This window comes from Pseudomonas sp. IT-P176 (assembly GCF_949767245.1).
Lineage (GTDB): Bacteria > Pseudomonadota > Gammaproteobacteria > Pseudomonadales > Pseudomonadaceae > Aquipseudomonas.
In genome coordinates this window covers 37,350-58,627 of the sequence record NZ_CATKPN010000042.1, presented here as the reverse complement: position 1 = coordinate 58,627, position 21,278 = coordinate 37,350, and the positions used below count along the sequence as shown (strand labels likewise).

General features: G+C 63.4%; 18 protein-coding genes. 9 read left to right on the top strand and 9 right to left on the bottom strand.

Annotated features, from left to right (window positions below):
- Positions 1-40: 40 nt before the first annotated feature.
- Positions 41-2,137, top strand: coding sequence for a TonB-dependent receptor (locus ACM6IP_RS11690; protein WP_401126437.1), 2,097 nt, complete (start codon positions 41-43; stop codon positions 2,135-2,137).
- Positions 2,138-2,189: 52 nt separating this feature from the next.
- On the opposite strand, the gene ACM6IP_RS11685 is transcribed toward ACM6IP_RS11690, so the two are convergent.
- The 4 genes from ACM6IP_RS11685 to ACM6IP_RS11670 all read right to left on the bottom strand — a co-directional run bounded on the left by ACM6IP_RS11685 (position 2,190) and on the right by ACM6IP_RS11670 (position 7,874).
- On the bottom strand, positions 2,190-2,390 hold the full coding sequence (locus ACM6IP_RS11685; RefSeq protein ID WP_414861529.1) for a hypothetical protein: 201 nt from the start codon (positions 2,388-2,390) through the stop codon (positions 2,190-2,192).
- Positions 2,391-2,635: 245 nt separating this feature from the next.
- On the bottom strand, positions 2,636-3,742 hold the full coding sequence (gene aguA, locus ACM6IP_RS11680; RefSeq protein WP_095167427.1) for an agmatine deiminase: 1,107 nt from the start codon (positions 3,740-3,742) through the stop codon (positions 2,636-2,638).
- Between the two features lie 5 nt (positions 3,743-3,747).
- Entirely contained in the window at positions 3,748-4,626 is an 879-nt protein-coding gene (gene aguB / locus ACM6IP_RS11675; protein ID WP_095167429.1) for an N-carbamoylputrescine amidase, read from the bottom strand.
- Between the two features lie 335 nt (positions 4,627-4,961).
- Positions 4,962-7,874, bottom strand: a complete 2,913-nt coding sequence (locus tag ACM6IP_RS11670) for an aminotransferase (RefSeq protein WP_414861528.1) — start codon at positions 7,872-7,874, stop codon at positions 4,962-4,964.
- 172 nt (positions 7,875-8,046) lie between these two features.
- Here ACM6IP_RS11670 and ACM6IP_RS11665 point away from each other — a divergent pair, with 172 nt between their 5' ends.
- Genes ACM6IP_RS11665 through ACM6IP_RS11655 form a run of 3 tightly spaced genes read left to right on the top strand, consistent with a single transcriptional unit; the run spans position 8,047 to position 11,760 of the window.
- Positions 8,047-9,855 carry a sensor histidine kinase gene (locus tag ACM6IP_RS11665; RefSeq protein WP_095167524.1) on the top strand — a complete coding sequence of 603 codons (1,809 nt, stop codon included), beginning with the start codon at positions 8,047-8,049 and terminating at the stop codon, positions 9,853-9,855.
- Positions 9,852-11,255 carry a sigma-54-dependent transcriptional regulator gene (locus ACM6IP_RS11660; RefSeq protein WP_095167433.1) on the top strand — a complete coding sequence of 468 codons (1,404 nt, stop codon included), beginning with the start codon at positions 9,852-9,854 and terminating at the stop codon, positions 11,253-11,255. The genes ACM6IP_RS11665 and ACM6IP_RS11660 overlap by 4 nt, the downstream gene beginning before the upstream one ends.
- A gap of 49 nt (positions 11,256-11,304) precedes the next feature.
- Complete coding sequence (locus tag ACM6IP_RS11655; protein WP_095167435.1) at positions 11,305-11,760, top strand: YiiD C-terminal domain-containing protein; 456 nt, start codon at positions 11,305-11,307, stop codon at positions 11,758-11,760.
- A gap of 23 nt (positions 11,761-11,783) precedes the next feature.
- Here ACM6IP_RS11655 and cysQ read toward each other — a convergent pair whose 3' ends face one another.
- Together cysQ and nudE are read right to left on the bottom strand one after the other, a co-directional pair.
- On the bottom strand, positions 11,784-12,620 hold the full coding sequence (gene cysQ, locus ACM6IP_RS11650) for a 3'(2'),5'-bisphosphate nucleotidase CysQ (RefSeq protein WP_320333421.1): 837 nt from the start codon (positions 12,618-12,620) through the stop codon (positions 11,784-11,786).
- Positions 12,617-13,183 carry an ADP compounds hydrolase NudE gene (nudE, locus tag ACM6IP_RS11645; RefSeq protein ID WP_095167439.1) on the bottom strand — a complete coding sequence of 189 codons (567 nt, stop codon included), beginning with the start codon at positions 13,181-13,183 and terminating at the stop codon, positions 12,617-12,619. Before nudE ends, cysQ begins: the two co-directional genes overlap by 4 nt.
- An 88-nt stretch (positions 13,184-13,271) precedes the next feature.
- Between nudE and yrfG the strand changes: the two genes are divergently transcribed.
- Positions 13,272-13,934 carry a GMP/IMP nucleotidase gene (yrfG, locus tag ACM6IP_RS11640; RefSeq protein ID WP_095167441.1) on the top strand — a complete coding sequence of 221 codons (663 nt, stop codon included), beginning with the start codon at positions 13,272-13,274 and terminating at the stop codon, positions 13,932-13,934.
- A gap of 74 nt (positions 13,935-14,008) precedes the next feature.
- Here the strand turns inward: yrfG and lysM are convergent, their stop codons facing one another.
- Positions 14,009-14,449, bottom strand: coding sequence for a peptidoglycan-binding protein LysM (gene lysM, locus ACM6IP_RS11635; protein WP_159993154.1), 441 nt, complete (start codon positions 14,447-14,449; stop codon positions 14,009-14,011).
- A gap of 136 nt (positions 14,450-14,585) precedes the next feature.
- Here lysM and ACM6IP_RS11630 point away from each other — a divergent pair, with 136 nt between their 5' ends.
- The 4 genes from ACM6IP_RS11630 (at position 14,586) to ACM6IP_RS11615 (ending at position 19,481) form a co-directional block, all read left to right on the top strand.
- The gene (locus tag ACM6IP_RS11630) at positions 14,586-15,473 is read left to right on the top strand and encodes a LysR family transcriptional regulator (RefSeq protein ID WP_320333419.1); all 888 of its coding nucleotides are present in this window, start codon (positions 14,586-14,588) and stop codon (positions 15,471-15,473) included.
- Positions 15,474-15,567: 94 nt separating this feature from the next.
- Complete coding sequence (fdhD, locus tag ACM6IP_RS11625) at positions 15,568-16,407, top strand: formate dehydrogenase accessory sulfurtransferase FdhD (protein WP_414861527.1); 840 nt, start codon at positions 15,568-15,570, stop codon at positions 16,405-16,407.
- Positions 16,404-18,752 carry an FdhF/YdeP family oxidoreductase gene (locus tag ACM6IP_RS11620; protein ID WP_414861526.1) on the top strand — a complete coding sequence of 783 codons (2,349 nt, stop codon included), beginning with the start codon at positions 16,404-16,406 and terminating at the stop codon, positions 18,750-18,752. Before fdhD ends, ACM6IP_RS11620 begins: the two co-directional genes overlap by 4 nt.
- A gap of 234 nt (positions 18,753-18,986) precedes the next feature.
- A complete protein-coding gene (locus ACM6IP_RS11615) occupies positions 18,987-19,481 on the top strand; it encodes a glycine zipper domain-containing protein (RefSeq protein WP_095167450.1) in 495 nt (164 codons plus the stop codon).
- A 63-nt stretch (positions 19,482-19,544) separates the two neighbouring features.
- Here the strand turns inward: ACM6IP_RS11615 and ACM6IP_RS11610 are convergent, their stop codons facing one another.
- Positions 19,545-19,976: an acyl-CoA thioesterase gene (locus ACM6IP_RS11610; RefSeq protein ID WP_095167452.1), complete on the bottom strand. Its 432-nt coding sequence runs from the start codon at positions 19,974-19,976 to the stop codon at positions 19,545-19,547.
- Positions 19,977-20,024: 48 nt separating this feature from the next.
- Positions 20,025-21,260 carry a 3-hydroxyacyl-CoA dehydrogenase NAD-binding domain-containing protein gene (locus ACM6IP_RS11605; protein WP_414861525.1) on the bottom strand — a complete coding sequence of 412 codons (1,236 nt, stop codon included), beginning with the start codon at positions 21,258-21,260 and terminating at the stop codon, positions 20,025-20,027.
- Positions 21,261-21,278 lie beyond the last annotated feature (18 nt).

Here is a 21,278-nt window from a genome sequence, read left to right as displayed (position 1 = left end):
TCGCACCCTCGAATGACCTACCCCTCCGGATGCGTTTCAAATGCCTGCCCCCTTCCGTCTTACGTCCGTCACCCTGGGGCTGTTTGCCTCGTTGACCGGCGGTTTTACCTACGCTGCCACCACTGAATTGCCTGCCACCTCGATCAGCGCCGAAGCGGACGAAGTCGACGACCCTCGGGTCAAGGAAGTCAGCACCGCGACCCGCACCGCCACCCCGGTGCGCTACGTCCCGCAGGCCATCGACTCGGTAAAAACCGCCAACCTCTCCGACTACGGCACCAACGACCTGGGCACGGCCCTGGGCGGCATCCCCAACGTCAGCAGCGGCGCCGACACGCGCTTCGACAGCTTGCGCATTCGCGGTTTCGACGCCAGTAACGACTTCTACCTCGACGGCATCCGCGACGACAGCCAGTACGTGCGCGACTTGCACAACATCGAGCGCATTGAAGTGCTCAAAGGCCCGGCCGCAGTGCTGTACGGCCGTGGCAGCCAGGGCGGGATCGTCAACCGGGTGAGCAAGTTGCCAGAGTTCGGCCGCCGCTCGACCATCGAAGCCCAGGGCGGCAGCGAGGACATGCGCAGCCTGTATGCCGACCTGAGCACCGACCCGAGCGAAAACCTCAGCCTGCGCCTGAACATGGGCAACCTGGATGAAAACAGCTTCCGCGACGGCGTCAGTGGCAGCCGCCAACTGTTCGCACCGTCGATGAGCTGGCAACTGACACCGGACCTGAACTGGTTGGTGCAGTACGAATACAGCCGCTACAACCGCACGCCCGATCGCGGCATCCCGGCCATCAACGGACGGCCCGCCGACGTCGGCCGCGATACCACCTACGGCACCGATAACGATTTCATCGACGACAAGTCGCAATCCCTGCGCTCGAAACTCAGTTACGAGCTTGCCGACAACTGGCAACTGCGCCACACCCTGGGGGTGTTCAAGCTCAACAGTGATTTCGACAACACCTACGTCACCAATGTGAACACCACGACCAACCAGGTGGTTCGCCAGCATTGGCAACAGGACCTGACCACCCGCAATGTGTTCAACAACCTGGAACTGGAAGGCGGTTTCAGCACCTTCGGCCTCGAGCATCGCCTGCTCAGCGGGCTGGAACTGGGCAGCCAACGCCGCGATCCGAAACTGTACAACGCGGCCACCACGCCACCGGGCAACAGCCCCGTGCCGAACCTGGACCTGTACCACCCCGACCGGAACATCGTGCACACCGGGCGCATGCAGGTCTTCAGCGACTCCCACACCGAAGTCGAAAGCCGCGCCATTTACCTGCAGGACCAACTGCGCCTCAACGATCAATGGCAACTGCTGGCCGGCGTGCGTTATGACACCTTCGATATCGACTCGACCAACCAGCTCAAGAACATCTCCGAAGACCGCGACAGCCACAGCACCAGCCCACGGCTCGGTGTGGTCTGGACCCCGCTGCAGAACCACTCGTTCTACGCCTCTTGGAGCAAGACCTTCTCGCCCGTCGGTGGCGGCCTGATCGGCATCACGCCGGGCCTGACCACCAACGTCAACGACCTGAGCCCCGAGCTGACCAAGCAGAAAGAGATCGGCGTGAAGAGCGACTGGCTCGACGACCGCCTGAGCACCACCCTGGCGATCTACGAACTTGAACTCTACAACCGTCGCACCAGCGATCCCAACGATCCGACCGTGACCCTGCTCACCGGCGTGCAACGTTCGCGCGGTATCGAACTGACTGGCGCCGGGAAAATCACCGGCAATTGGTATGTGCGCGGCGGTATGGGCTTTCAGGACGCCACCGTCGAGAAAGACAACAACGGCTTTGAAGGCAAGCGCATCAGCAACGTCGCCAAGCGCAACGGCAGCCTGTTCATCACCTGGAAACCGGAGATGGGCTGGTACGCCGAGACGGGCCTGACCCTGGTGGGCGATCGTTATGCCGACAACCTCAACACCACCGTCCTGCCCGGTTATGGCCGCTGGGACGCCCTGGCCGGTTTCCGCCAGAAGGACTGGGACCTGCGCGCGGCGCTGAACAACATCAGCGACAAGACTTACTACGAGTCGTCGACCAGCGCCTACCAGATCCAGCCTGGCGCACCCCGCAGCCTGGTCGTCACCGGGACCTACAGTTTCTAAAGGCAAAAAAAAGCGCTGCCATCCGGGCAGCGCTTGAGCAATCCATTGTTGTCTATCCTTGCATCACATCCCACAGCGCTTCCAGTTCTGCCTCGCTGAAAAAATCAGCGGGGTAGCGCTCGATCATCATCCTGCGCGGGTCGGGTTCCCTGACCTGTCGCGTTCCGTTGGACTTCAACCATTGCGCCAGCACTTGCAGCGACTCGCCATTGAGTGCCAAGGGATATGCTGTCCGCTCGCTGACCCTGTTCATCGCAGCGCTCTCTCCCGGTTCTTGAGCGGCCAACTTATCCAAGGTTTATGACAGAACATCGCAGCTCTACATTCCCGGGACTTACCCCAGGACCGATACAAGAGCTATGCCAAGGCGCCTGGCAGCCCGACGTGCGGCTATAAAAAAGCCCGCAGTCCTTTCGGGCTGCGGGCTGGCTGTGAATGCCTCGATGACGCGGGCTAAAACGCCCGCTCATCGCCAGCCACAGGCTGTTACAACTTCACTCAACCTTTGTGGGGCGCAGGTTGCTGTTGGGTCAGGCAATGAATGTTGCCGCCACCCAGTAACAGTTCACGCCCCGGCACCATCACCACTTCATGCTGCGGGAACAGGTTCTGCAGGATTTCCTTGGCCGGGCCATCCAGCGGATCGTCAAAGCTGGGGGCAATGATGCCGCCGTTGACGATCAGGAAGTTCACGTAGGAACCGGCCAGGCGCACCGAAGGATTACGCTCCTGGCTGCCGTCTACCGGATCGACTCCCGCGCATTCTTCCTCGGTTGCATACAGCGGCCCCGGGATCGGCATCTTGTGCACGACAAACGGGCGGCCCTTGGCGTCGGTGCTGTTTTGCAGGACGTTCATGGCCGCCTGGCAACGTGGGTAGTTCGGGTCCTGCGGGTCATCCGTCCAGGCCAGCAGCACTTCGCCGGGACGCACGTAGCAGCAGAAGTTATCCACATGGCCGTCGGTTTCGTCGTTGTACAGACCGTCCGGCAACCAGATGATCTTATCCACAGCCAGTTGCGCGCTGAGCACCGCTTCGATTTCGCTGCGGCTCAGGTGCGCGTTGCGATTGCGGTTGAGCAGGCATTCTTCGGTGGTGATCAGCGTGCCTTCACCGTCGACGTGGATCGAACCGCCTTCGAGCACGAAGCCCTCGGTGCGGTAACGCGAACTGCGCTCGATCTCGAGGATCTTGCCGGCGACTTGCGCGTCACGGTTCCACGGCGAGTACAGGCCGCCGTCGAAACCGCCCCAGGCGTTGAAGTCCCAGTGCACGCCGCGCACTTCACCGCTGTTGTTGATGACGAACGTCGGACCGGTATCACGCACCCAGGCGTCATCACTGGACATCTCGACCAGGCGAATATTCGGTACATCGAGGCGGGCGCGGGCGTTTTCGTATTGGCCGGCGGACACGGCAACGGTCACCGGTTCAAAGCGGGCAATGGCCTTGGCCACTGCCACGTGGGCGGCTTGTGCAGGCTTGCCGCCCAGGCGCCAGTTGTCCGGGCGCTCTGGCCAGACCATCCAGGCCTGGGTCTGGGGGGCCCATTCAGCCGGCATGTAGAAACCGTCGGCGCGGGGGGTGCTGTGCAAAGTGGTCATAACAATCAGGACTCCAGGGAACCGTCTAGGGTTTTCAGCGGGCCATACAGGTTCGGACGCCGATCGCGGAACGAACCCCAGGCGCTGCGGATGTGCTCCAGCTCATCCAGATCAAAACTGTGCACCAGTATGCCTTCTTCGGTCTGGTTGAGCTCCTCGACCTTCTCGCCGAACTGGTTGGCGATGAACGAAGAACCGTAGAAGGTGATGTCGTAGCCGTCCTGTTCCTCGTTGCCGATGCGGTTGCTGGCGATCAACGGCATCAGGTTGGCACCGGCATGGCCCTGCTGTACCCGCTGCCAGTGGTCGCGCGAGGAGATGCTTTTGTCGTGCGGTTCGCTGCCGATAGCCGTCGGGTAGAACAGGATCTCTGCGCCGAGCAGCGCCATGCTGCGGGCGCACTCCGGGAACCACTGGTCCCAGCAGATGCCCACACCAATTTTCGCGTAGCGGGTGTTCCACACCTTGAAGCCGGTGTCGCCCGGGTTGAAGTAATACTTTTCATGGTAGCCAGGGCCATCGGGGATGTGGCTCTTGCGATAAATCCCCAGGTTGCTGCCATCGGCATCGATGATCGCGATGCTGTTGAAGCGCGCCCGGCCAGCCAGCTCGTAGAAGCTGATCGGCAGGACCACCTGCAACTCCTTGGCGACTTTCTGGAAGTGCTTGATGGCCACGTTGTCTTCAACGCGGGTCGCCAGTTGCAGGTAGTCCGGGTTCGGCTTCTGGCAGAAGTACGGGGCCTCGAACAGCTCCTGGATCAGGATGATCTGCGCGCCCTTGCCCGCGGCCTCACGGACCAGCTTCTCGGCGGTCTCGATGTTGGCTTCAAGGTCCCAGGAACAGGCCATCTGGGTAGCGGCGACAGTAACGATACGACTCATGAATCATCTCCCGGGCGGGTGCAGGGGGTCGAGCGTGGCATCGACCGATGACAGTAAGGGGATCGGCCGGGCGCAGAAATTTACAGCGCGGCGTCAGGCGACTTTATAACCGATAAAAATCGGCTTTTGAAGTGACCGTAACGCGAACAGAACTTTTTTTAGCGATAAATACCGATAATAATCGGCATTTGTGGCTGATTGACCGATTCCATCGCGGGCAAGCCCGCTCCCACAGGATGACTTTGGGGGCTCAAAGATTTTTCAGGCACCCCTCAACCTGTGGGAGCTGGCTTGCCAGCGATGGCGGCCGAACGGCCACCCTCGCCAGCGCGGGTTTACAAGCCTTCGCCCAGCACCTTCACCAGCATGTCGACAAAAAAATCGACACTCTGGCGCGACGTGACCATCGGCGGCTTGATCTTGAGGACGTTGAGGAAGTCTCCGGTCGGCTGCATGAAGATCCCCAGCTCGCGCAGGCGGTCGCACAGCAGGGCGGTTTCTGCGGTGGCCGGCTCGAGCGTCTCGCGGTTGCGGACCAGTTCCACCCCCAGGTAAAAACCGGAGCCATGCACCGCACCGACCAACGGATAACGCTCGACCAAGGCCTCCAGGCGTTCCTTGAAATAGCCGCCGACGACCTGGGCGTTCTCCCACAGCTTTTCTTCTTCCATCACATCCAGCACCGCCATGCCGATGCGGCAACTCACCGGGCTGCCACCGGCCGAAGAGAAGAAGTAGCCTTCGGCTTCCAGCGCTTGGGCAATTTCCCGACGGGTAATCACCGCCCCCAAGGGCTGGCCATTGCCCATGCCCTTGGCCATGGTGATGATGTCCGGGACCACGCCCTGCTCTTCAAAGCCCCAGAAAAACTTGCCCATGCGCCCATAACCGACCTGCACCTCGTCGGCGATGCACACCCCGCCCCGCGCGCGGACCAGCCCATAGACTTGCTGCAGGTATCCCGCGGGCAACGAGATACCACCGGCATTGCCATACACCGGCTCGCAGATGAAACCCGCCAACGGGCGCTTCTGCTCGTCCAGTCGAGCCAGGTGGTGCTCGACGCTGCGCACGTAATCCGGCGCACTGTCGGGCCCGCGGAACTCACCCCGGTAGGTGTTTGGCGCGGTGACCGGGTGCACCCAGTCCGGGCGACTGCTCAGCGCTTGCGGGTTGTCGGCGATTGAGGTCGACACCGCGTCCGCCCCCACCGTCCAGCCGTGATACGCCTCCAGCACACTGAGCATGTCGCGAGCGCCGCTGTAGGCCCACGCCAGGCGAATCGCCAGGTCGTTGGCCTCGCTGCCGCTGTTGACCAGGAACACCCGGTCCATCGAGTCCGGCGCCAGCGCCAGCAGACGCTCGGAGAATTCAGCGATGGCGGCATAGTGAAAGCGCGAGTTGGTGTTGAGCAGCGACCACTGCCGGCTGGCCTCGGCGGCCATGCGCGGGTGACCGTGGCCCAGCACCGCGACGTTGTTGAGCATGTCCAGATAGGAGCGGCCCTGCATGTCGATCAGGTGGTTGCGCCAGCCCCGCTCGATGCGCGGCGGATCGACGTAATAGTGCTTTTGCGAACGGGCGAAGCTGGCATCCCGACGGGCCAGCAACGTGTGCGGATCGAGCTCGACCTCGGCATCGCAGGCCAACCCCAGCAACGCCGCCGGAGACGGGCACAATGCTTGCCAGGCCGGGGCCCGGGACGGCGTGCAAAACAGCGGCGGATCGAGTTCGGCGCCACGACACAATTGCACCCGCAACGCGCCGCCGGCCTCCCCCAGCACCTGGCCCTTGAGCACTGCGGCACCACTGTGCAGCGACGGGGTGACACCCCACAGGCGCACGCTCAGTTGGGCACTGTCGAGCTGCAGGCGGCCATCGGCGCTCAAGTGGATGACACCCGCAAACGGCGCCTCGATCGCAGTGCCCATCGGCACCTGCAAATCGACGTGCAGCGGGTAGGTGTCCGGTTCCACCGCACTGTCCGGACGGGTCCGGGCCAGGCGGTACTGCCCGTAGCGACTGGCCGCCAGGCCGTGAGCCAGAGCCGCTTGCGCCAGTAGACGCTGATCGATGCCCTCCTGCTCCCAGTTACCGGCTTCAAAGTGTGCACTCAGCACACCCAGGTCGAGCAAGGCGAACTCGCGCCCCACCAGGCTCGGCAGCAAGGGCGCAAAGCCCTGGCTGGCGATCACCGGCAGCGACTCGCCGGCAGTCACCAGGATCGCCGCTTCCATCAGCTCGAAAGGCACCGACGTGGCGACGCGGAAGATCTCCCACTCGTGGCTCAAGTTGTCGCGGCTGTACTGGTTCTGCGGATCGATGCTCACCTGCTGTTCGCCGCTGAGCACCAGCACCGCCGCCCGCGCCACAATCAGTGGCCAGAGTGCCTGCAACTCTTCACGCTGCAGCGGATTGACCGCGTGGTAGGCGCGCACCGCCGGCAGGATAACCATGGGATCACCATCGGCATGGTGCAGCAGCGCCGCACAGGTCACCGACAGATCGGTGATGCGCCAGGTGCGGATCAGATCGCCGAAGTCGATCACCCCCTGCAACTGCCAATGCCGTTGCGCATCCCGCGTCCAGACCACGTTGTCGTCGGTGATGTCCATGTGGATCGCCTGCACCGGCAGCTTTGCCTGCAGGGGCCGCAAGCGCTGCTCGGCGTGCAAGGCGGCGGCGCTGATCAGCTCGCGCTGCTGTGGGTCGCCGATTACCGGCAGCAGGTGTTCGATCAGTGCACTGGCGTGGCGGGCATCCCACTGCAATGTGCGCTCCAGCCCCGGATGGGTGAACCCGGCCAGGGCCAGGTCCATTTCGCCGCAGAGCCGCCCGAACCCGGCCACCACCTCATGGCCCAGGTGATCGAGGTGAGTCAGGGATTGCCCGTCGATGTAGTCGAGCAAGCGCACGTGCAGGGACTGGCCGGCCAGCTCCAGGGTCAGCAGGTCGGCGCCGCTCTTCGCTGCGATGACCCGTGGCACATGCAGCCCCGGGCGTGTCGCCAGGTGTTTGAGCGCAGCGTGCTGAGCCTCAAGCTCCAGCGCGGCATAGTCGCCACGGCAGATTTTCAGGACGAAGCGCCCCTGATCGCTGTCGAGCCGATAGTTGAGGTCCTGCTGGCTGCCCAGTGACTGCAGCGTCCCGCTCAGCCCGTAGTGCTCACGCAGCAACTCCAGTGCTTGTTCTGCGGTGACTTGCGGACTGGCCAGACTGGCGCGGTGAATCAACGTGGCGAGCAACATACAACGACCCCTGGAATTTTTGTAAGGCGTCTATATCGCCACTGCTCAGGGCGATACGCAACCCCCGGCAGCGGTCAGTGATCGGTCAGCGTGATGGAACGCGTTGCGCGAGTGTCTCGCCGCGCAAGCCTAGGCATAATGCAGCGGTACCCCCAGGCGATGCCCGATGCCCATGACTCCAGCCCTCCCCCGCAGACCCCGTTGGCGCAGCCTGGCCTTGCTTGCCCTGTGCCTCGCTCCCTTGCTGTGGCCGCTGGAGCACCTGGCCGAGCGTTATTACCGCAGCGAACTGGCCGGACAGAACCGCCAGACCCTGGACCTGTACGTCGCCAACCTGCTGGGCACCCTGCACCGCTACGAAGTGTTGCCGCAGATCCTCGGCGATCTGCCCGCCTTGCGCGCCGTCCTCGGGGCGCCGGACGATGGCGTGACCCAGGGCAACGCCAACCGTTTCCTGAAAAACATCAGCGCCCAGACCGGGGCCGAGGTCATGTACCTGATGGACGTGCGCGGCAACACGCTGGCCGCGTCGAACTGGGACAAACAGGACAGCTTCATCGGCCGCAACTTCGCCTTCCGCCCCTACTTCAGCGAAGCCATGCAGGGGCGCCTCGGACGCTTTTTCGGCTTGGGCACCACCTCCACCAAACGTGGTTATTACTTCGCTGCCGCCGTGCGCGACGGCGAGGAAATACTCGGCGTGCTGGTGATCAAGGTCGACCTCGACCACACCGAAAGCCTGTGGGGCAAGACTCCGGAGCAACTGCTGGTAACCGATCACAATGGCGTGGTCATCCTCACCTCGCGGGCGGATTGGCGCTTCCGTGCAAGCCGGCCGCTGACGGATGACGAGCGCACCGCCATCGCTGCCGTGCAGCCCTACCCGACCCTCGATCCACGACCGTTGCAGATCGACCAGAACGCCTGGTTGACCCAGACCCAGCAGATCGATGAAACCGGCTGGCGCGTCAGCATTCTTGCGCCCAGGACCCTGATCGACCGCCCCGTGCGCACGGTGCTGGCCATCGGCGGCGCGACGCTGCTGGTGCTGATGTTGCTGCTGGGGCTGATGATGCAGCGCCGGCGCCACTATCTGCAGCGCATCGACTTCGAAGCCAAGACCCGGCGTGAACTGGAAGTCCGGGTGGCCGAGCGCACCAGTGACCTGGAAGGCCTCAACCGCCGGCTCCGGGAAGAAGTGCTGGAGCGTGAGCAGGCGCAACAGGAATTGGTCCGCGCCCAGGACGACCTGGTGCAGGCCGGCAAACTCTCAGCGCTGGGCACCATGTCGGCGAGCATCAGCCACGAACTCAATCAACCGCTGGCGGCGATCCGCAGCTACGCCGAGAACGCCGAGGTACTGCTCGATCATCAACGCACCGACGATGCCCGCGGCAACCTCAAGCTGATCAGCGAACTGACCGGGCGCATGGCCTCGATCATCGCCCACCTGCGCGCCTTTGCCCGACGCGACCGCCATGCCCCGGAAAGCGTCGCCCTGCAACCGGCGCTGGACGATGCCCTGGCGTTGCTGGCCAAGCGTCGCCGCAGCATGGAAGTGGAGCTGATCCGCGACCTGCCGGCCGCCGCGCTGTGGGTCGAGGCCGGCGAAACCCGCCTGCGCCAGGTGCTGGGCAACCTGCTGGCCAACGCGCTCGATGCCCTCACCGAAAAAGGTCCACCGCGCAAACTCTGGTTGAGTGCCGAAACCACCGCCGAGGGCGTCAATCTGTACATTCGCGATAATGGCCCGGGGTTCTGCATGGAAGCCCTGGGCCGCGCCAGCGAGCCGTTCTACACCACCAAGACCCGCACCCAGGGGCTTGGCCTGGGGCTGGCCATCTGCGAAACCCTGATGCGCGCCTTCGGCGGTGAACTGTCGTTCGCCAACCACAAGGAAGGCGGCGCCCTGATCACCCTGCGGCTGCGCGCTGGCGCACCCGGTGTAAGCCTGCAACCGTCCGAGGACCGCAGTGAATGAGCAACCTGATCGACAATCGGATTGAAGTGGTACTGATCGACGACGATCCGCACCTGCGCCAGGCCCTGAGCCAAACGCTGGACCTGGCCGGGCTGAAGATTCTGCCGCTGGCGCAAGCCCAGGGCCTGGCCGCGCGCCTGGAGCGCGACTGGCCCGGCGTGGTGGTCAGCGACATTCGCATGCCCGGCATGGACGGCCTGGAGCTGTTGGCCGAACTGCACGCCCAGGACCCGGAGCTGCCGGTCTTGCTGATTACCGGTCACGGCGACGTGCCTTTGGCGGTGCAGGCGATGCGCGCCGGTGCCTATGACTTCCTCGAAAAACCCTTCGCCAGCGATGCCCTGCTCGACAGCGTGCGCCGGGCCCTGGCCCTGCGCCGCCTGGTCTTGGAAAACCGCAGCCTGCGCCTGGCCCTGAGCGATCGGAATGAACTGAGCACGCGGTTGATCGGTCACTCGCCGTCGATGCTGCGCCTGCGCGAGCAGATCGGTGCGCTGGCCCCGACCAAGGCCGATGTGCTGATCCTCGGCGAGACCGGCGCCGGCAAGGAAGTGGTGGCCCGCGCCCTGCACGACTTGTCGAACCGCCGCAACGGCCCCTTCGTCGCGATCAACGCCGGTGCATTGGCCGAGTCGGTGGTCGAAAGCGAACTGTTTGGCCACGAACCGGGGGCGTTCACCGGGGCGCAGAAACGACGCATCGGCAAGTTCGAATTCGCCAATGGCGGCACGCTGTTCCTCGATGAAATCGAGAGCATGAGCCTGGACGTACAGGTCAAGCTCCTGCGTCTGCTGCAAGAGCGGGTGGTGGAGCGGCTGGGGGGCAATCAGTTGATCCCGCTGGACATCCGCATCATTGCCGCGACCAAGGAAGACCTGCGCCAATCGGCCGACCAGGGGCGCTTTCGTGCCGACCTGTACTACCGCCTGAACGTTGCACCCCTGCGCATTCCACCCCTGCGTGAACGCGGCGAAGATGCTCTGATGATGTTCCAGCACTTTGCCGATGAAGCCAGCGAACGCCATGGCCTGGCGCCCCACGAACTGCTCCCGGGGCAACGTGCGTTACTGCTGCGCCATCGCTGGCCGGGCAATGTGCGCGAGCTGCAGAATGCCGCCGAACGTTTTGCCCTCGGCCTGGAACTGGCGCTCGACTCCACTGCCGACGATGGCAGTCCCGTGTCGCTGACTGCCGAACCCAGCGGCAACCTCAGCGAGCAGGTGGAAAGTTTCGAGAAGAACCTGATCGCCGCCGAACTGGCACGCTCCCACAGCTCCCTGCGCAGCGTCGCCGAAGCCCTGGGGGTGCCGCGCAAGACCCTGCATGACAAACTGCGCAAACACGGCCTGAACTTCGCCGACGCCGCCGGCGCCCACAACAGCGGCGAGGAGCTCGATTGAGCCACAGCCCGCCAGCTGTCATCCCGGCAACCCACCATGAGGCCCACGCATGAACCACGACAGTCGTTACCTGGAATCGATCCTGCACCACGACATCCCCCTGACCCGGGACATGGGCCTCAAGGTGCTCGACTGGCAGTCCGGGCAGTTGCGCCTGCAGCTACCGCTGGCAGCCAACGTCAACCACAAGAGCACCATGTTCGGTGGCAGCCTGTACTGCGCCGCCGTGCTGGCCGGCTGGGGCTGGTTGCACCTGCGCCTGCGCGAAGCCGGCATCGAGGACGGGCACATCGTGATCCAGGAAGGGCACATCAGCTATCCGCTGCCGGTGACCACCGACGGGATTGCCATTTGCGCGGCACCGAGTGCGGCGGTGTGGAACAAGTTCCTGGCCATGTACCAGCGTTATGGCCGGGCTCGCCTGACCCTGCAAACGCGCATCGTCAACGCCGACAGCAATGACGATGCGGTGACCTTCAGCGGGCAGTATGTGTTGCACCGCTGAAGAACATGAGCAGTGGTGCTGGTTCAGGCCCGAGCCAGTTCCAGCAGCTTTTGCCGCCACGAGGCCTTGGCCGGCAAGGCCAGGAAGAAGCTGTTGAGTAAGGATTCCCGGGCTGGGTAGGTGAAGGGCACACCGCTCAGCTCCAGCACTTCGCCGCCCGCGCCTTCGAGCACGCCTTGCGCTGCCGCGGTATCCCACTGGGACGTTGGCGCCAATCGCGGGTAACAATCCGCCGCGCCTTCGGCCAGCAGGCAGAACTTCAGCGAGCTGCCGATATTCGCCAACTGCAACTCACCCAGGCTGGCACTCAAGCCCGCCAGCAAACGCTCTTGTTCCGGGCTGGAATGGCGGCGGCTGGCAACCACGGTAAAGGCTTCGCCTGCCCCCGGCGCCTGGCGGACCTGGATCGGTAGCGCGGCGCTGTCTTTGTCGGCGCGCCAGGCGCCGAGTCCGGCACCGCCGAAATAGCAGCGGCCATTGGTCGGCATCGACACCACCCCAAACACCACGCGCCCCTGCTCGATCAGCGCGATGTTGACGGTGAATTCTTCACTGCCGGCGATGAACTCCTTGGTGCCGTCCAGCGGGTCCACCAGCCACCAGCGCTGCCAGCCAGCACGCACGGCTTGCGGGATATTGGCGTCTTCTTCCGAGAGCACCGGGATGCTCGGATCAAGCGCCGTCAGGCCCGCGAGAATCACATGGTGCGCCGCCAGGTCGGCGGCGGTGACCGGCGAATCGTCGGTCTTGGTCATCACCTCGGTACCGGTGCGCCAGAACGGCAGGATCGCCTCGCCAGCCTGCAGCGCCAGCTCGACCACCGACGCCAGCAACGGGTGTGCCTGGGGTAAATCCCTCATGGCTGGAACGCTCCGCGCTGGGTCAGCAGGTCGCGGGCCAGGTACAGCGCCGCCAAGGCCCGGCCTTCGGTGAACTGCGGGTTTTGCGCCAGCGCTGCCAGCTCGCGCAGATTGACCCGGTCAACCCGCATCGGCTCCGGCTCGTCTCCTTCCAGGCGCTCTTCGTAGAGCTCGGTGGCCAGCACCACCTGGATTTTCTGGCTCATGTAACCGGGCGACAGCGACAGCTCGGTCAGGTGCTCCAGTTGCCGCGCGCCAAAACCGGCCTCCTCCTTGAGCTCGCGCTCGGCAGCGGCCAGCACATCCTCGCCCGGCTCGATCAGGCCCTTGGGCAAGGACATCTCATAGGCATCGGTACCACCGCAATACTCTTCGACCAGTACTGCATGGTCGGCATCGAGCATCGCCACAATCATCACTGCGCCATACCCGGCGCCCTTGCCGACCAATCGCTCATAGGTGCGCTCCACGCCATTGGAGAAACGCAGTTGCACCTCTTCCACGCAAAACAGGCGGCTGGTGGCGACGATCTCGCGGGCTAGGACTTCGGGTTTTTGGCGCATAGCGGCTCCTTGGCGTGAACGGGTTACTATACCCGGCCTTTCCTGATTGTTTATGCCGGATATCTGTTTCCCGCTGGAGAAGCCTGCAATGCCCACACTGCCCTGGCGCGACATCGATACCGTTCTGCTGGATATGGACGGCACGCTGCTGGACCTGCACTACGACAACCATTTCTGGATGGAACACCTGCCCCAGCGCTACGCCGAATTGCACGGCATCAGCCGGGCCATGGCCGAGCTGGAAATGCAGCCGTTGTTCGAGCGCAACGCCGGTCAGTTGCAATGGTATTGCCTGGATTTCTGGAGCAGTGAACTGCGCTTGCCCGTGCGCGAGTTGAAGCTGGAAACCGCTCACCTGATCGCCCTGCGCCCGGATGCCGATACCTTTCTGGCGGCGATCAAGCAGGCCGGCAAGCGGGTCATCCTGATTACCAACGCCCACCGCGATTCGCTGTCGCTGAAACTGGAAAGGATCGAGCTGGCGCCCTACTTCGAGCGCTTGATCAGCTCCCACGACTATGGCTTCCCCAAGGAGAGCCGACAGTTCTGGGATGCGTTGCAGGCCGACATCGGCTTCGACCCAAGCCGCAGCCTGTTCATCGATGACACCTTGCCAATCCTGCGCAGTGCGCGGGATTTTGGTGTGGCGCATTTATTGGCCGTCAGCGTGCCGGATAGCCGCAAAGGGCCCAAGGACACTGCCGAGTTTGCCGCGGTGGGGGATTATCAAGAGCTTATTGCGGGGCTTTAGACCTGGTCGCCTGCATCGCGAGCAGGCCCGCTCCCACAGGGCGCGCATCAACCCTGTGGGAGCGGGCTTGAGGGTTACTCAGGAATACGCAACGTCTGGCCCGGGTAGATTTTGTCCGGGTGCGACAACAGCGGCTTGTTGGCCTCGAAGATTTTGTTGTACTGGTTGGCCGAACCATACACCGCCAGGGAAATCGCGCTGAGGGTGTCACCCTTCTTCACTACTACAAAGCGTGCAGCGGCCACCACTGGCCCGCTCACGGTGATCTGGTCATCGACACTGCCGACGCCGGCAATGTTGCCCACCGCCAGGAGGATCTTCTCTTTCTCTTCCTGACTGCTGACTTCGCCCGTCACAGTCACCTTGTCGCCATCCACCGTGGCCTGCACATTCGGGTTGCCCAGGCCGACCTTCGCGATGTGATCCTTCAACTGCTCGCTCGCATTGGCGTTACCCGGTGTCAGCAGATCCAGCAGTTTTTCGCCTGCTTCTTTCACAAAGCTCAAAAGACTCATGGTGCACTCTCCTTGGGTTTAATAGGTCCGGTCGCGAAAGACTAGACCAACTCTGCGCAACGCGGTTCCCAACCGACCAATGACGCACGGCAACCCAACCGCTAGAATCCGTCCCTCACCGCGCCCAGGAATGAAGATGGACATCAAACAGCTGAAATTCCTCATCGCCCTCGACGAAACCCGCCATTTCGGCCAGGCCGCCGCGCGCTGCCACATCACCCAGCCCACCCTGTCGATGCGCTTGCGCAGCCTGGAAGAAGAACTGGACCTGCCGCTGGTCAATCGCGGCCAGCGTTTCGAAGGTTTTACCGCCCCCGGTGAGCGGGTGCTGGCCTGGGCGCGCACCGTGCTGGCCGCCTATGACGGCCTGTACGCGGAAGCTGCGGCCTGTCGCGGTAACCTGGTCGGCACACTGCGCCTGGGGGTGGTGCCGCTGTCGAGTTTCGATCCGCTGCCGCTCTTGCACCAGTTGCACGGCGAACACCCGAACCTGCGCTTCGAGCTGTCGGCCCTGAGCTCCGAGCAAATCCTCGAACAACTGGCGAACAACCGCCTGGACCTGGGTGTGTCCTATCTCGAGCGCCTGGATGGCGAGCGTTTCGACTCGCTGGCCTTCAGCGAAACCCGCATGGGCCTGCTATATGACCAGCGTTTCTTCACTTTCGGCGAGACGCCCTTGAGCTGGGAAGCGCTGATCGAGTTGCCACTGGGCATGCTCACCAGCGGCATGCACTTTCGCCAGTCCATCGACCACAATTTCCACAGCCGGGGCCTCAGCCCACAACCGTTGCTGCAGACCGATGCCGTTCATCAATTGTTGCAGGCCGTCCACGGTGGCCTGTGTTGCGCCATCATGCCCCTGGAAGGTGGCCTGGAAGCCTTGACCGAACACCTGCGCCTGCAGCCGATTGCAAACGCGCAAACCCTTGGCCGCCTGGGGCTGATCATGCGCCGCAGCGCACCGCGCTCAGCCCTGGCGGAAGCCTGTTTTGCGATTTATCAGAGATCACAAGCCGGCTCTTGATCGACGCCATCTATCGGTAGATCAGTATTAGCGATTAGACGCGACACTTTGCCGCGCCTAGGCTTAAAGCTGGATAACCCGCCGGTACAGCCCCATGAACGCCAAGCGCCCGACCTGCGCGGCGCCCGCCCTCGACACGCCCGCGCCCGCCGCCAGTCAGAGCTATCAGTATTGCAACCTCGACCTCAGTGCCAGCGCCAGCACCGCACTGGCTGAAGAGGTCGCGCTGGCGATTGCCTACAACGGCATCAGTCAGGCAGTGATGCTGGTGACCCCGACCGATCTCGAAGACTTTATCGTCGGCTTCAGCCTGGGCAGCGGGATCGTCAGTGACCTGAGCGATATCTACGACATGCAACTCAGCGGCTCGGGCTCTGCGCAGTACGCCCAGGTCAATATTGCCAGCCGTGCGTTCTGGAACCTCAAGCAGCAGCGTCGGCAACTGGCCGGTACCAGCGGCTGCGGGCTGTGTGGCGTCGAGGCCGTGGAGCAGGCCCTGCCGCAGCTCGCCGTCTTGCCTGGTGCGCCCCTGCCGCCGGCCGAATGGCTGGAGGGCTTGCGCCAGCGCATCAATGCCTTCCAACCCCTGGGGCAGCACTGCGGGGCGGTGCACGCGGCGGTGTTCATGAATAACCAGGGCGAGTTGCTGCTGGGCCGCGAAGACATCGGCCGGCACAACGCCCTCGACAAGCTGATCGGCGCCCTGGTCCGGCTGGACATCCCGACGGCGGGCGGGGTGGCGATTGTCACCAGTCGCTGCAGCCTGGAACTGATCCAGAAAGCCCTGCGCGCCGGGATCCAGACCCTGGTCAGCCTGTCGTCGCCCACCGGCCTTGCCCTGCAGTGGGCGCGCCGGCACAACCTCAATCTCATCCACTTGCCGCACAAAAGTGCGCCGCGGGTGTATAGCCCTGCGATGGAGAATCAAGCGTGAGCACTCATCATCAAGCCGACCAGACACCCACTCCACGCTACAAGCCCTACAAGGGCCCAGCCGGTGGCTGGGGCGCGCTGATCAGTGTCGCCCAGGCGTGGTTGACCAGCGACAACGCGCTGAAAAACATCCGCATGATGCTCAAGACCAACCAGAACGGCGGGTTCGACTGCCCGGGCTGTGCCTGGGGCGATTCGCCGGAAAGCGGCATGGTCAAGTTCTGCGAAAACGGCGCCAAGGCGGTCAACTGGGAGGCCACCAAGCGCCGGGTCGACGCGGCGTTTTTCGCCAAGCACAGCGTCAGCGCATTGCTGGAGCAGAGCGACTACTGGCTCGAATACCAGGGTCGCCTGACCGAGCCGATGAGCTACAACGCCGAGACCGATCGTTACCAGCCCATCAGCTGGGAGGCCGCGTTCGCGCTGATCGGCCAGCACCTGCAAAACCTGGCGAGCCCTGACCAGGCCGAGTTCTACACCTCGGGCCGTGCCAGCAATGAAGCAGCCTATCTGTACCAACTGTTTGTCCGCGCATTCGGCACCAACAACTTCCCGGATTGCTCGAACATGTGCCACGAAGCCAGTGGCGTAGCGCTGGCGCAGAGTGTCGGGGTGGGCAAAGGCACGGTGACCTTCGATGATTTCGAACATGCCGACGCGATTTTCGTCTGGGGCCAGAACCCCGGGACCAACCATCCACGGATGCTCGAGCCGCTGCGTGAAGCGGTAAAGCGCGGTGCCCAGGTGGTCTGCATCAACCCGCTCAAGGAGCGTGGCCTGGAGCGCTTCCAGCACCCGCAGCACCCGATCGAAATGCTCACCAACGGCGACAAGCCGACCAACACCGCCTATCTGCGCCCGGCGCTGGGTGGCGACATGGCGTTGTTGCGCGGCATGGCCAAGTTCCTCCTGCAGTGGGAACGCGAAGCACAGTCCAGCGGCGCGCCTTCGGTATTCGACCATGACTTCCTCAACGAGCACACGGTCAACATCCTCGACTATCTGAGCCAGATCGACGACACCCCGTGGGAACAGATCGTCGAACAGTCCGGGTTGAGCCTGGAAGAAGTCGAGCAAGCCGCGCGCATGTACGCGGCCGGCAAGAACGTGATCATGTGCTGGGCCATGGGCATCACCCAGCACCGCCACTCGGTGCCGACCATCCAGGAAATCGCCAACCTGATGCTGCTGCGCGGCAACATCGGGCGCCCGGGCGCGGGCCTGTGCCCGGTGCGTGGCCACAGTAACGTGCAAGGCGACCGGACCATGGGCATCAACGAACGGCCACCGGTGGCGTTCCTCGATGCGCTGGAGCGGCGCTTCCAGTTCAAGGTGCCACGCGACAATGGCCACAACGTGGTCGAAGCCATCCACGCGATGCTCGAAGGTCGCTCGAAAGTCTTTATCGGCCTGGGCGGCAACTTTGCCCAAGCCACGCCGGACAGCCCACGGACCTTCCAGGCCCTGAGCAACTGCGACCTCACCGTGCAGATCAGCACCAAGCTCAACCGCAGCCACCTGGCCCACGGTAAAGCCGCCTTGATCCTGCCGTGCCTGGGCCGTACCGACATCGACCTGCAGACCGAAGGGGCGCAAGCGGTGACCGTGGAGGATTCGTTCAGCATGGTCCACGCCTCCAATGGCCAGTTGAATCCGCTGTCCAGGCTGATGCGCTCCGAGCCGTCGATCGTCGCCGGCATCGCCGCAGCCACCCTGGGCAGCGCTCCCGTGGACTGGAACTGGCTGGTGGCCGACTACCGACGCATTCGCGAGTTGATCGCCGACACCATTCCGGGCTTCAAGGACTTCAACCAGAAGATCGAGCACCCAGGCGGTTTCTACCTGGGCAACAGCGCCGGCGAACGGCGTTGGAACACCCCGTCAGGCCGCGCCAACTTCCGCGCCAATGCCTTGCCGCTCGACCTGGTGCACGAACGCACCAGGGCCACAGGGCAGTTGCCAGACTTGATCATGCAGTCCATGCGCTCCCACGATCAGTACAACACCACCATCTATGGTCTTGATGACCGTTATCGTGGGGTCAAGGGCCAGCGCGATGTGCTGTTCGTCAACGAAGCCGACATCATCCGCCTGGGCTTCAAGCCAGGGCAGAAGGCTGACATCGTGTCGATCTGGGATGATGGCCGCGAGCGTCGGGTGAAGGGCTTCACCTTGTTGGCGTTCGATATACCCGCCGGACAAGCGGCGGCGTATTACCCGGAAGTGAACCCCTTGGTGCCGCTGGAAAGCACCGGGGATGGCAGTCACACCCCGACGTCCAAGTTTGTCGCGATCCGCCTGGAAGCGGCGAGTGCCAGTGGCTTGATCAAGGCCAGGTCGGCCTGAAGCCTGGCGTCGAATTGTCGGCCGCCTGCGCTTAACCAACGCCCACAAAAAAGGCCGCTTTGTTAGCAAAGCGGCCTGTCTCAAGTAACTAAAGACCTGCAAAATTCAATTAAGTTCCGCAGCAAAAACAACAACTTAGCAAAATGTGCGAAGGTCGTGTTACTCGTCGGATTTCGATTGTAACCAACCTGTCACAGCCTCAGGATCGCGGCGTCATCCCTCTGAGGCTCCTCTATGAAGTTCTCCTCGATTCTCTTGTTGTCCCTTGGCCTGATCAGTGGCGTCGCGTCAGCTGGAGGCACCACCGAAGCCGGTGTGGGCGGCGCATTGGGCGGGGTTCTTGGCTCAGTCGTCGGTCAGTCACTGGGCGGCAGCACTGGCTCAACCATTGGTGCAGCACTGGGCGGTGCTGGTGGTAGTGCGGTGGGCGCCGACAAACGCAGCCGTGGCGAAGCCGCGATCGGCGGTGCGCTGGGCGCAGCCGGCGGCAACGTGGTCGGTCGCAGCGTCGGCGGTACCTCGGGCAGCCTGATCGGCGCAGCAGCCGGCGGCGGTGCCGGTGGTGCGCTGGGTAACTACATGGGTAATAAAAGCTATGACGACGACCGTGACGATCGTGATGATCGTCGCTACCGCGGTGGTCGCGATGACCGTCGCTATTACCGTAATGGTCACCCTGGCCGTGGCCATGCCTATGGCCACCGCAAGCACAAGCATTATCGCGACTGACCCCGTCGCATCACGCAAATCCCGCGTAAAAGAATCGCAGCCCTCGGGCTGCGATTTTTCGTTTCAGGCCAGCAATCGCTCCAACGCCTCACGCAGCCCGGCAGGGATGGTCACCGGTTGGTTCGAAGCCCGATCGACAAACACGTGGACAAAGCGCCCGGCCGCACAGGCATCCTCCTCTCCGGCCTTGAACACAGCCAGTTCGTACTGCACCGAACTGTTGCCCAGCTTGCCGACCCGCAGGCCGATGTCGATGCGCTCGGGGAACGCAATCGAGGCGAAGTAATCGCACGCCGAACTCACCACAAACCCGACCACTTCGCCGTCATGGATATCCAGGCCACCGACCTCGATCAGGTAGGTGTTCACCGCCGTGTCGAAGAAGCTGTAGTAGGTCACATTGTTCACATGGCCATACACATCGTTGTCGTGCCAGCGAGTAATGATCGGCTGGAAGTGCCGGTAGTCGGCGCGTTGGGGCATGCGGTCAGTCATGAGGTTTCTCGTGCAAAGGGGCTGGCAGTGTAGTGGCTGCAGCGGGGCTCAGTCAGCCTGGTACCGCGCCAGCTGTCCACCACTGGCGGCCAGTTCGCGGATGATCCCGGCAGGCTTCCACAAGGCGCCCTGCTCCGCCTCCAGGCGCAACAATCGCGCCTCAATCGCGGCCAACCCTTGCTGGTCCGCCCATGCCATCGGCCCGCCCTTGTCCGCCGGGAACCCGTAGCCGTTCAGGTAAACCAGATCGATGTCCCGCGCGGATTCGGCAATGCCTTCCTGGAGAATCTTGGCCCCCTCGTTGACCAATGCCAGCAGGCAGCGCTCGAGGATCTCTTCAGTGCCGATCTCGCGGCGTTGATAACCGAGCTGCTCACTGACCCGCAAGACCTGCGCATCGACCTCAGGATCGTGCTCGGCCTGGCGGCTGCCCGGCTCGTAGTGGTAGTAGCCGTTGCCGCTCTTCTGGCCGAAACGTCCTTGCTCGCACAGGCGGTTATCCAACTGGATTTCATCCTCATCCTGGCCGACACCGGCCAACTCGCGGGCGCGCCAGCCGAGATCGATACCGACCACGTCGTACATACGAAACGGCCCCATGGCAAAACCGAAGCCCTGCAGCGCGGCATCGACCTGGTAGGGAAATGCGCCCTCGAGCAACATTTTGCGCGCCTCGAGCACATAGGTATTGAGCATCCGGTTGCCGATAAAGCCGAAGCAGTTACCCGCCACCACACTGACCTTGCCCATGCGTTCGCCCAGGACCTTGGCTGCCTGCAGTACCGCCGGGGCGGTGTGCGCACCACGGACGATTTCCAGCAGTTTCATGATGTGCGCCGGGCTGAAGAAGTGCAGGCCCAGCACTTGTTGTGGGCGCTGGGTGACCGCGGCAATGGCGTCGATGTCCAGGGCCGAGGTATTACTGGCCAGGATTGCCTGGGGCTTGAGCAGCGCGTCGAGCTGGCGAAAGATCTGCTGCTTGAGCTCGAGGTTTTCGTAGACCGCCTCGATCACCAGGTCCACCTCGCTGATCGCCGCGTAGTCCGCAGCGGCCGTGACCCTGGCGATGCGCGCATCCGCCTCGGCCTGGTCGATACGGCCCTGACGCACGTTGTGCGCCCAGGTCTGGGCGATGGCCGTCAGCGCCTGGTCGAGCATCTGCGGATTGTTGTCGACCCACTGCACCGGCACCCCGGCATTGGCCAGGCACATGACGATGCCACGGCCCATGGTGCCTGCGCCGATCACGGCGGCACGCTGAATCTGGAATGGCGTCTGGCTCATTGTTTGCTCTCTTGTTGG